Below are 11,778 nucleotides of genomic sequence, written 5' to 3' on the forward strand. Positions count from 1 at the left end.
CAGTATGAATACAAGAGCACAACAATTAGCCGCTTTCGATCGTTTGTTGACCATTATGGATGAATTACGAGAACAATGCCCGTGGGATAAGAAACAAACCATGCAATCCTTACGGCATCTGACAATAGAAGAAACCTATGAGTTGGGCGATGCCATTTTGGATAATGATTTAAATGAAGTTAAAAAAGAATTAGGTGATTTGTTGCTTCATTTGGTTTTTTATGCCAAAATTGGAAGTGAAACGCAAGATTTTGATATTGCTGATGTTTGTAATGAAATTTGTGAAAAGCTAATACATCGTCATCCTCATATTTATAGCGATGTAAAAGTAGAAGACGAGGAAGAGGTAAAACGCAATTGGGAAAAACTCAAATTAAAAGAAGGTAAAACCTCTGTTTTGGAAGGTGTGCCCAAAAGCTTGCCTGCTTTAGTAAAAGCAAGTAGGATTCAAGATAAAGTAAAAGGAGTAGGGTTTGATTGGGAGGAGCCTCATCAAGTTTGGGAAAAAGTACAAGAAGAATTACAAGAACTTCAGGAGGAAGTGGCTTTGGGGGATCTATCTAAAATGGAAGCCGAGTTTGGTGATGTGTTGTTCTCTTTGATTAATTATGCTCGTTTTCTCAAAATTAATCCCGAAGATGCATTAGAACAAACCAATAAAAAATTTATTAAACGGTTTCAATATTTAGAAAGCAAAGCCAATGAATTGGGTAAATCTCTTGCTGATATGACCTTGGCAGAAATGGATGTATTTTGGAATGAAGCCAAAAAATTATAAAGTTAATTATAATTATTCGGCAACTTTTTTTAGTTTGTTCAAATCTTTAATCGCTATTTTTTTGCCTATTAATTCAATCAAACCTGTTTTGTTGAATTCTGATAAAATTCGAATACAACTTTCTGTTGCTGTACCAATCATACCGGCCAATTCTTCTCTTGATAATTGAATTTTTAAGGTGTTGTCGGTATTTTTTCCAAATGTTTCTTGAAGGTAAATTAAGGTTTCTGCAAGACGGTTTTTTACAGTTTTTTGCGCCATTGACACCACATGCATGTCTGATTCTTTTAAATCTTCACAAACGGTTTTCATCATATTTAAAGAAAACTGATTGTTTTTGTTGAAAAAATTTAAAATTTCAGTTTTAGGGATAAAACAAACTTCCATGTCCTCAATGGCTATAGCTGTAAGATTTGCTGGTTCATCGCTCACCATAGAGCGTTGTCCTAAAAGTTCACCTGATTTTACTAGTTTAACGATTTGTTCCTTACCATTTGTACTTAACTTGGTAAGTTTACAAAAACCATCTTTTATACAATAAACGCCATTTATGGATTCTCCTTCTTCAAAAAGAGGCTCTCCTTTTTTAATGGTGTAGGAAGATTTACAACTTGCAACTTTAATTAATTCGTCTTTTGTTAATGCTTTTAAAGAACTAAATTCACGGACAATACACTGCTCACATTTGCTCATATGCAACTGAAATATTTTTTGGCAAAGTAAATGATTTTATGACAAAAATCATATTTTTAGCATGACCAATTTCTAATATTTGCGATTCTTTAACAAGTACTTTTTATTATGGCAGAGGAAAACTGTTTTCATTGTGGAATTAACATTGAAAACGAACAAGAGATACAGTATGATAGCAAATTATTCTGCTGTAATGGATGCAAAACAGTTTATGAGATTTTTAGTGCGAATGACCTTTCTTGTTACTATGATTTTGAGCAATCACCTGGAGCGACTCCATTAGATATTACTGGAAAATACGATTTTTTGGACAATGCGACTATCGTATCGAAATTGCTCGATTTTCAAGAAGAGGGTACCGAAATTGTAACACTCAGCATTCCCCATATACACTGTAGTTCTTGTATTTGGATCTTAGAAAATCTTCAAAGACTTCAATCTGGTATTCATGTTTCAAAAGTGAATTTTCCTGAAAAAACGGTACGTATAAATTATACTCCCAAGCAGGTTACACTCAAGGAGGTTGTTCACTTGTTGAGTGCAATTGGGTATGAACCTTATATCAGTTTGGAAAATTACGAAACTGGTAAGGAAAAGATAGATCGTAGTTTGACGTATAAATTAGGTGTAGCTTTTTTTAGTTTTGGAAACATCATGTTGTTGTCTTTTCCAGAGTATTTTGAAGTGCAAGAATATTGGTTAGATCAATATCGTGGTTTTTTTAGATGGTTAATTTTTGCGCTGTCACTGCCTAGTTTTTTCTATTCGGCTAGCGGCTATTATATTTCGGCCTATAAAAGCATTCGTTCAAAAATGCTCAATATCGATATTCCCATTGCCTTAGGAATAGTTGTTATGTTCATTAGAAGTACTTTTGATATTGTAATGGATTACGGCTCTGGTTTTTTTGATAGTCTTTGTGGTTTGATTTTTTTCATGTTATTAGGTAAAATGTTTCAAATCAAAACCTATAGTTTTTTGAGTTTTGAAAGGGATTTTAAATCTTATTTTCCTATTGCCATTACTAAAATAAATGCTGATTTTTCAGAAGAAAGTATCCCGGTGTATGATATTCAAAAAGGAGATCGATTGTTGATTCGCAATCAAGAATTGATTCCAGTTGATGGTATCTTAATAAGTTCAAATGCAGAGATTGATTATAGTTTTGTTACAGGTGAGGCAGTGCCAATTGTGAAAAAATCTGGAGATAAAGTCTTTGCAGGTGGTAAACAAATTGGGAAAGTGATTGAAATGGAGGTCTTGCATTCGGTTTCTCAAAGTTACTTAACTCAACTATGGAGTAACGAAGTCTTTCAAAAAGATGTAGAGCAAAAACACAAGACCATTACCGATACTATTTCGCGATATTTTACTCCGGTGTTGTTATTGATTGCATTTGCAGGTTTCGGATATTGGATTTTCTTTGATGCCAATACCGCTTTTAATGTTTTTACAGCGGTTTTAATTGTAGCGTGTCCTTGTGCATTGGCACTTACAGCTCCATTTACAACGGGTAATGTTCTTCGAATCATGGGAAAACAAAAGTTTTATCTAAAAAATGCCATTGTAATTGAGCAATTAGCCAAAGTTGACACCCTAGTTTTTGATAAGACGGGAACCATTACAACTAATAAAAAATCCAACATTGAATATCAAGGTGTGCCTTTGCAAGAGGACCAAAAAATCATGCTGAAAAGTGTGTTGAGGGCTTCAAACCATCCGTTAAGCAGAATGTTGTATGATTATTTTGTAGGAGTAAAATTAGAAAGTGTTTCGAGTTTTGAAGAAGTTCCGGGAAAAGGAATCCTTGCTACTCTTAATGGTGTGAAAATTCAAATTGGTTCAGCTTCCTTTATTGGTGTAGGTCATCAAGAGGATTTGCAACAAACGGTAGTGCACTTTGCAATTGATGAAGTGTATTATGGGAAATTTGTTTTTAACAATGAGTATCGTATAGGACTTGAAAATGTATTTCGATCGTTAGGAGAAAAATATGATATCACCATTTTGTCTGGAGATAATGAAGGTGAACAACCAGTGTTGGAAAAGATATTGCCAGACGGAGTACGTTTTGTATTCAATCAAAAGCCAGATCAAAAACTAGCTTTTATTAAGCAGTTACAAGATCAAGGTAAAAATGTATTGATGGTGGGTGATGGGTTAAACGATGCTGGAGCTTTGGCACAAAGTAATGTTGGAATTTCGATTTCGGAAAATGTCAATGTTTTTTCGCCGGCTTGCGATGCCATTTTAGACGCAAATGAATTTTATAAAATACCTTATTTCCTTCAGTTGTCTAAAGATGCAATCAAAACTATAAAAATGAGCTTTGCTTTATCGTTATTATACAATGTAGTTGGGCTTTCCTTTGCCATTACTGGAAACTTACGTCCTTTGGTGGCGGCTATTATTATGCCCTTGAGTACCATTACGATAGTGAGTTTTGTTACGGTAATGAGTAATTATTATGCGGCAAAAAAAAGTAATTAATCAGTAGAGAAATGTGAATTTTTTTGCATATTTTTAACAAAAATAGATTAAATATGACAAAAGTCATATTTTGAAAAAAACCTTACAACTATTTTTGTTCCACCTAAAACGATTGAAATGAGTGTTATTTATTTGTTAATTTCTATCAGTATATTCGTGGCAATTGGCTTTTTTGTTGCTTTTGTTATAGCAGTGAGAACAGGTCAATATGATGATGATTATACACCATCTGTACGGATGCTTTTTGATGATGAATTGACTGCTAAAAAAAAGAAAACAACTATAAAAAAAGAAAACTAAATTAATTATGGAGATGCAACAATTTTATTACGACAACAAAATTGTAAAGAAGTTCATTTACGCAACCATCCTTTTTGGAGTTGTGGGAATGCTTGTTGGCCTTATATTGGCTTTTATGTTTCTTTTTCCTAATGTGACCGATGGGATTTCATGGTTAAGTTTTGGAAGATTGAGACCTTTACACACTAACGCTGTAATTTTTGCCTTTGTAGGAAATGCCATGTTTGCGGGGGTATATTATTCCCTTCAACGTTTACTAAAAGCAAGAATGTTTAGCGATTTTTTAAGCAATCTTAATTTCTGGGGATGGCAATTAATTATTGTTGCTGCAGCTATATCCTTGCCATTAGGCTATACTTCCTCAAAAGAATATGCCGAATTAGAATGGCCAATTGATATTGCCATTGCATTGATTTGGGTGGTTTTTGGAATCAACATGATTGGTACCATGTTAAAACGAAGAGAGCGCCATTTGTATGTAGCAATCTGGTTTTATATTGCCACATTTATAACAGTAGCAGTACTTCATATTTTTAATAGTTTGGAATTGCCTATTTCGGCTATGAAAAGTTACTCGGTTTACGCAGGTGTTCAAGATGCGTTAGTGCAATGGTGGTATGGACACAATGCGGTAGCGTTTTTCTTAACTACACCGTTCTTAGGTTTGATGTACTATTTTGTGCCTAAAGTAGCTAATAGACCTGTGTACTCTTATCGTTTGTCGATTATTCACTTTTGGTCGCTGATTTTCTTATACATTTGGGCTGGCCCACACCATTTGTTGTATTCTGCACTGCCTACTTGGGCACAAAATTTAGGTGTAGTTTTCTCCGTGATGTTGATTGCTCCATCTTGGGGAGGGATGATCAATGGATTGTTAACCTTGAGAGGGGTTTGGGACAAAGTTAGAGTTGAGCCTGTTTTGAAATTCTTCGTAGTGGCAATGACAGGTTACGGTATGGCAACTTTTGAAGGACCGATGTTGTCTTTGAAAAATGTTAACGCTATTGCACACTATACCGATTGGATTATTGCACACGTTCACGTAGGTGCCTTGGCATGGAACGGATTTATGTCTTTTGGTATTATTTATTGGTTAATTCCAAGAATGTCAAAAGGTACTTTATACTCTACTAAATTGGCTAATTTCCACTTTTGGATTGGAACTTTAGGAATTATTCTTTATGCTTTGCCTATGTATGTAGCTGGGTTCTTACAAGCTTCTATGTGGAAACAATTTAACCCTGACGGAACCTTAACATATGGGAACTTCTTAGAAACAGTAACTCAAATTATACCAATGTATTGGATGAGAGCTGTGGGGGGTACTTTATACTTGGTTGGGATGTTGGTGTTGGTTTATAACATCGTTCAAACAGTTAGAAATAGTGAACCTATTGAAGATGAATTGGCAGAAGCACCAGCTTTAAAACAAATTAGTGAGAAACGTTTTAAAGGTGAGAAATACCACACTTGGTTAGAAAGAAGGCCAATTCAAATGGCTATTTTGGCAACAATCGCAATATTAATTGGAGGAATTATTCAAATTGTGCCTACCATTATGGTTAAATCGAATATTCCAACTATTGCTAGTGTAAAACCATATTCTCCATTGGAATTAGAAGGACGTGATTTATACATTCGTGAAGGATGTGTAAGCTGTCACTCTCAATCAGTTCGACCATTTAGAAGCGAAGTAGAGCGTTATGGACCTCAAGCTAAAGCGGGTGAATTTGTTTACGATCATCCATTCCTGTGGGGATCAAAACGTACAGGACCTGATTTGCAACGTGTGGGACAAAAATACAATGATAACTGGCATTTTAACCACTTCTGGAATCCACAAAGTATTTCTGCAGGTTCAATTATGCCAAGCTACAAATGGCTTTTTGATAACAAAGCTATGGATGTATCTATGTTAGAAAAGAAAATGAAAGCTATGGTGTCTTTAGGAGTGCCTTATACTGAAGAGCAAATTACAAATGGACAAAAGGAATTGAGAGCTCAAGCAATTAAAATTGAAGAAAGCTTGAAAAATGACCCAGACTTTGTGAAAAGTTACGAAGAAAGCAAAAAGAAAGCCGAAGCGAGAGGAGAAAAATTCGTTCCAATGAATGAAAGAGAAATTGTGGCTTTAATTGCATACATGCAACGTTTGGGAACCGATATCAAAGTAAAGGATACTAAATAAGAAAGTTATGTTTGAACAAATTAAACACAATATGGAAACTATAGCTGGTGTGGCTATTTATCCAGTTCTTTCGTTGTTGATTTTCTTTTTCTTCTTTGTTGGTTTAGCTTTTTGGGTGTTTTCTTATAAAAAAGAAACGATACAAGAAATAAGTAATATTCCTCTTGAAGATAATCCTATCGTATAATTTAAAGTGTAATATAAATATGAAAAAATTAATTCCAGTATATGTAAGGGTGCCTCTTATTTTCTTTGCAGTATTAGGCGCAATGGAGTATTTCATCGATTCTGGAGATCGTCCGGCTTTTATCAAATACCCAATGGTTTCCGTGTTTCTTTTTGTATTCTTGTTTTTATTAATTGCTATAGAAATTACAATTAAAGCTATTGATGCGGTTTCTTATAGTTTATTAACTCAAGAACAAAAAGACCAGCTTGAGGCTAAATCTTTAGCAGGTAATGAAAACGATTGGTATAGCGATTTAATGAAAAAACTCACAAAGTCAACTCCAATTGAAAAAGAAGGCGAATTGCTTCTAGATCATGATTATGATGGTATTCGTGAGTTAGATAATAGCTTGCCGCCTTGGTGGGTGTACTTATTTTATGCTTGTATTGCTTTTGCGGCGGTTTATTTAATTCGTTACGAAATTTTAGGTGCGCCAGATCAAGAAATGGAACTAAAGGCCGAAATTGAGAAGGCAAAAATTGAAGTGGCTGAGTATATGAAAACTGCGCCCGACTTGATGGATGAAAAATCAGTTACTTTGTTGACTGATCCAGCTGAATTAGCATTAGGAAAAGAAATTTTTACAACCAATTGTGTAGCTTGTCACCGTGCTGATGGAGGAGGACAGATAGGTCCTAACTTAACCGATGAACATTGGATTTTGGGTGGTGGAATTAAAAATATATTTCACACCATTACTAATGGTGGACGAGATGGAAAAGGGATGATTGCTTGGAAAGGTACTTTGAAACCTAAAGAGATTCAAAAAGTTGCCAGTTATATCATTTCTTTACAAGGAAGTAATCCAAAAGATGCAAAAGCTGCCGAAGGTGAGGTATGGAAAGAGGAAGCTGCTCCCAAAGAAGGGCAACCGGCATCAGGAACTGTTTCGGAAGCAACAAAATAAATATTAGATTGAAAGTGATTTTTTCTGTGTCAAAGTGTTTTGCTTTGACACAGTTGTTTTAAAACCATCCTAATTATTAAAATCATGGCTAATTTACCCGACGAATCGTTTCGTGATAGTATTGCTACCATAGACGAAAAAGGAAAAAGAAAGTTTATTTATCCGAAGAAACCTTCTGGGAAATTGTATGAGTATCGCAAGTGGGTAAGTTATTTTTTACTGACTTTACTTTTTGCGAGTCCGTTTATTACCATTAACGGAAATCAATTTCTAATGTTCAATGTATTGGAGCGACGTTTCAATATTTTTAGCTTCCCTTTTTGGCCACAAGATTTTTATCTTTTTGTCCTATTTATGATAGTAGGAGTGGTGTTTGTCATTTTATTTACGGTCATTTTTGGTAGGATATTTTGTGGATGGATTTGTCCACAAACCATTTTTCTCGAGATGGTATTTAGAAGAATTGAATACTGGATCGAAGGGGATCGTGGAGCGCAAATTCGTTTGCAAAAACAAAGTTGGGATAGCGAAAAGATTCGGAAAAAAACTTTGAAGTGGTTGTTGTTCATGATTATTTCTTTCTTGATAGCTAATGTTTTTTTGGCGTATTTAATTGGAAGTAATCAATTGTTTCAAATGATTAAAGAAGGACCAGCCAATCACGTAAGTACTTTAATTTCGTTACTAATTTTTACTGCAGTGTTTTATTTTGTCTTTGCTTGGTTTAGAGAACAAGTATGTATTATTGCTTGTCCTTACGGAAGATTACAAGGGGTGCTTTTGGACGATAAATCTATAAATGTAGCCTATGATTTTGTCCGTGGTGAAAAAGAATTGGGTAGGGCAAAATTTAATAAACAAGAAAATAGAGCTGAATCTGGTAAAGGCGATTGTATCGATTGCAAACAGTGTGTACATGTGTGTCCAACCGGAATTGATATCCGTAATGGAACTCAATTAGAATGTATTAATTGTACAGCTTGTATTGATGAGTGTGATTCGATAATGGAAAGTGTTGGATTGCCTAAAGGGCTTATTCGATACGCTTCTGAGAACGAAATAGAAAAAAAGGAACCGTTTCGTTTTACAGCCAGAATGAAAGGATATAGTGCAGTTTTATTAATCTTAGTAGGATTGCTATCGGGGTTGTTGTTTTTAAGAGCCGAAATTGAAACCACAATTTTGCGATTGCCAGGGCAATTGTTTCAGCATAAAGGCAACAATATAAGTAATGTTTATACCTATAAAATTATCAATAAATCAAACAAAGAAATTCAAAATGTACACTTTGAATTAGTTGGAATTAAAGGGACACTGAATGTAGTGGGTAAGTCGAGTTTGTCTGTGCCAAAAGGAGGAATGACTAGCGGTACTTTGTTTGTTGAAATCAATAAATATTTACTCGAAAGTGATAAAACGTCTATTCAAATTCAAGTCTTCGAAGGTGAAAAATTAATTCAAACTAAAACGACCAATTTCTTAGGTCCAAGAAGTTTTGATTAATTTTGGTTTAATTAAGTAAAAAAAAAATAATAAAAATGAAATTAAAATTCAATTGGGGTACATCTATAGTAATTGCATTTGCACTTTTTATCACCTTTATTTTGTATTTTGTGATTAAAGTACAATCCGATTCAAAATATGATAATGATTTAGTGGTTGAAGAGTATTATAAGCACGATATTCATTATCAGGATGAAATGGTAAGAGTTCAAAATGCTTTAGCATTGAAAAATAAGCCCATCATTTCTCAATTAAAAAATGAAGTGACCATCACTTTTTCAAAAGAATTTTTACCCTCAAAAATTAAAGGTACTGTTGCATTTTACAGAGCTTCTAATAAAAAGTTTGACTTCAATGTGCCTTTAGTGTTGAAGGATTCTGTATTGCGAATTGGAAAACAAAAGTTAGTTCCTGGTCATTGGGAAATCAATATGGAGTGGCAATACGAAGGAAAAGCTTTTTTGACCAAGGAAAGTCTATATATTCAATAGTTAAAGAGTTTTTATCATGCTTTATACAGCTTTTTTGTTTGGATTGTTAAGTAGTTTTCATTGTATTGGAATGTGTGGACCAATCGCTTTGGTTTTACCAGTCAATCATAGCAATGCTAGTCAAAAAGTATTGCAAATTTTAACCTATCATTTGGGAAGGTTGTTGGCGTATAGCACTATAGGGTTGCTTTTTGGGCTTCTAGGTAAAGGGTTTTTTCTTGCAGGACTACAACAAAAGATTTCCATTTTTGTAGGAATCATGATGATTTTAATTGTTATTATTCCAGAAAAAAAAGCAGCTCAATTTAATTTTTCGAAACCCATTTTTAGAGGACTTTCTTTTTTGAAACAAAAGATGGGAGCACAGTTTAAGAATAAGTCCTATCGATCAATCTTTACTATTGGAGTGCTCAATGGGTTTTTACCTTGTGGAATGGTTTACGTGGCTTTGTTTGGAGCTATGGCGATGCAAAGCCCTCAATATGGGGTGTTTTATATGTTTTTGTTTGGATTAGGAACCGTGCCAATGATGAGTATGATAGTGTATATTAATGGGATATTAACTCATGCTGTACGTAGTAAAATACAAAAGATTATCCCTATTGTGGCTATTTGTATAGGAGTCTTGTTTGTGCTAAGAGGTCTTGGATTGGGTATACCTTACATCTCTCCAAAAACAACAAGTTTATTTGTACAACAGTCTCCTAATTGTCATTAAGGGTATATTAAACTGTCAAAGAGAAAAGTGCTGTTTCAGGCGCTTTTCTTTTTAGTAACAAGTCAAAAGCCATACAGATATTGCGTATAAATGGTTTGCCTTCTTCTAAAACTGTAATTTTTTGATCATCAATAATAATTAAACCATCTTTTTGCATTTCTTTTAGTTGTAAAAGTACTTCAGGTACTTCTGTAAAATACAGCTTTTCATCATTCCAAGAGGTTTCGAAATGACACATCAAATTCAATATATGTTGTCTTATAATAAGATCTTCGTTAGTTAGGATATGACCTCTAATTATGGGTAATTCGTTGTTTTGTATGCAATCGTAATATTCTTCAATTGTTTTTACGTTTTGCGCAAAACTATACCAACTATCGCTGATAGATGATACTCCTAAACCAATCATGACTTGGGTTTTGGAGGAGCTATACCCCATAAAGTTTCGGTGTAACTTTTTCTGTGTAAACGATTGGTATAAGCTGTCTTCTTCTAAGGCAAAATGGTCCATTCCAATTTCATGATAACCGTTTTTGCTTAATAATGCTTTACCAACCTCGTACAATTCACGTTTTTCCATGTCTTTTGGGATGTCACTTTCTTTAAAACCTCTTTGTCCGTTTCCTTTTATCCACGGCACATGAGCATAACTGTAAAATGCCAAACGGTCCGGATGTAGCGATTTGGTTTTTTCGATAGTGTCAATTACATCATCTAATTTTTGAAAAGGCAAACCAAAAATGATATCATGGCCAATGGAGGTATAACCAATTTCTTTGGCCCAGAAAGTTACCTTGGCAACATTATGAAAAGATTGAATACGATGAATAGCCTGCTGTACTTTTTCTGAATAATCTTGTACCCCAAAACTAACTCTTCTGAAGCCTAAATTATAGAGTGCTTGAAGTTGTGCTTTGGTCGTGTTGTTAGGATGTCCTTCAAAACTAAACTCATATTTTTTTGCTTTTACAGCAGTTTTAAAAATACCTTTGATAAGTTTTTCTAGTTGTTCAATTGAAAAAAACGTTGGAGTTCCTCCACCTAAATGTATTTCTTTGATGATTGGTGTACTTTCTAGTATCTTACAGTAAATCGACCATTCCTTCAGTAAAGCTTCTATATAGGGAACTTCAACTGAATGGTTCTTGGTGATTCTTTTGTTGCATCCGCAGAAAGTACATAGACTTTCGCAAAAAGGCAGATGAATATAAAGGCTAATTCCTTCTTTATCATTACTTTCAACAAAGGAGCGTTTTAGTGTTTCTATCCATAAGTCTTTTGAAAAATGCATTTCATTCCAATACGGTACAGTGGGATAACTAGTGTATCTAGGTCCTGGTACGTTGTATTTTTGAATTAGATTATTTTTCATAGTAACTTAGTTTTGACTACAAAAATATCTTTAAAACGGTCTTAATAAAATGATAATTATCATAATTGTTAAAATATATGCGAATAATATAATTTTATTAAGTGAA

Annotated in this window: 11 protein-coding genes; 9 read left to right on the forward strand and 2 right to left on the reverse strand. The window is 34.0% G+C overall.

Annotated features, from left to right (window positions below):
* The first annotated feature begins 4 nt into the window (after nt 1-4).
* The gene (mazG, locus tag ACZIX2_RS02805) at nt 5-778 is read left to right on the forward strand and encodes a nucleoside triphosphate pyrophosphohydrolase (protein WP_463338560.1); all 774 of its coding nucleotides are present in this window, start codon (nt 5-7) and stop codon (nt 776-778) included.
* Between the two features lie 12 nt (nt 779-790).
* Here mazG and ACZIX2_RS02810 read toward each other — a convergent pair whose 3' ends face one another.
* Nucleotides 791-1,471, reverse strand: coding sequence for a Crp/Fnr family transcriptional regulator (locus tag ACZIX2_RS02810; protein WP_463338561.1), 681 nt, complete (start codon nt 1,469-1,471; stop codon nt 791-793).
* A 108-nt stretch (nt 1,472-1,579) separates the two neighbouring features.
* On the opposite strand from ACZIX2_RS02810, the gene ACZIX2_RS02815 reads away from it, so the two are divergent.
* The 8 genes from ACZIX2_RS02815 (at nt 1,580) to ACZIX2_RS02850 (ending at nt 10,300) form a co-directional block, all read left to right on the forward strand.
* Nucleotides 1,580-3,961, forward strand: coding sequence for a heavy metal translocating P-type ATPase (locus ACZIX2_RS02815; protein WP_463338562.1), 2,382 nt, complete (start codon nt 1,580-1,582; stop codon nt 3,959-3,961).
* 117 nt (nt 3,962-4,078) lie between these two features.
* The gene (gene ccoS, locus ACZIX2_RS02820) at nt 4,079-4,261 is read left to right on the forward strand and encodes a cbb3-type cytochrome oxidase assembly protein CcoS (RefSeq protein WP_463338563.1); all 183 of its coding nucleotides are present in this window, start codon (nt 4,079-4,081) and stop codon (nt 4,259-4,261) included.
* A 7-nt stretch (nt 4,262-4,268) separates the two neighbouring features.
* Nucleotides 4,269-6,452: a cytochrome-c oxidase, cbb3-type subunit I gene (ccoN, locus tag ACZIX2_RS02825; RefSeq protein WP_463338564.1), complete on the forward strand. Its 2,184-nt coding sequence runs from the start codon at nt 4,269-4,271 to the stop codon at nt 6,450-6,452.
* A gap of 7 nt (nt 6,453-6,459) precedes the next feature.
* Nucleotides 6,460-6,639 carry a CcoQ/FixQ family Cbb3-type cytochrome c oxidase assembly chaperone gene (locus ACZIX2_RS02830; RefSeq protein ID WP_463338565.1) on the forward strand — a complete coding sequence of 60 codons (180 nt, stop codon included), beginning with the start codon at nt 6,460-6,462 and terminating at the stop codon, nt 6,637-6,639.
* A 19-nt stretch (nt 6,640-6,658) separates the two neighbouring features.
* Entirely contained in the window at nt 6,659-7,588 is a 930-nt protein-coding gene (locus ACZIX2_RS02835; RefSeq protein WP_463338566.1) for a cbb3-type cytochrome c oxidase N-terminal domain-containing protein, read from the forward strand.
* An 84-nt stretch (nt 7,589-7,672) separates the two neighbouring features.
* Nucleotides 7,673-9,091, forward strand: a complete 1,419-nt coding sequence (ccoG, locus tag ACZIX2_RS02840) for a cytochrome c oxidase accessory protein CcoG (protein WP_463338567.1) — start codon at nt 7,673-7,675, stop codon at nt 9,089-9,091.
* Nucleotides 9,092-9,126: 35 nt separating this feature from the next.
* The gene (locus ACZIX2_RS02845) at nt 9,127-9,582 is read left to right on the forward strand and encodes a FixH family protein (protein ID WP_463338568.1); all 456 of its coding nucleotides are present in this window, start codon (nt 9,127-9,129) and stop codon (nt 9,580-9,582) included.
* A gap of 16 nt (nt 9,583-9,598) precedes the next feature.
* The gene (locus tag ACZIX2_RS02850; protein WP_463338569.1) at nt 9,599-10,300 is read left to right on the forward strand and encodes a sulfite exporter TauE/SafE family protein; all 702 of its coding nucleotides are present in this window, start codon (nt 9,599-9,601) and stop codon (nt 10,298-10,300) included.
* Between the two features lie 7 nt (nt 10,301-10,307).
* Here ACZIX2_RS02850 and hemN read toward each other — a convergent pair whose 3' ends face one another.
* The gene (gene hemN, locus ACZIX2_RS02855; protein WP_463338570.1) at nt 10,308-11,672 is read right to left on the reverse strand and encodes an oxygen-independent coproporphyrinogen III oxidase; all 1,365 of its coding nucleotides are present in this window, start codon (nt 11,670-11,672) and stop codon (nt 10,308-10,310) included.
* Nucleotides 11,673-11,778 lie beyond the last annotated feature (106 nt).

It is taken from the genome of Flavobacterium riviphilum, from assembly GCF_055231795.1.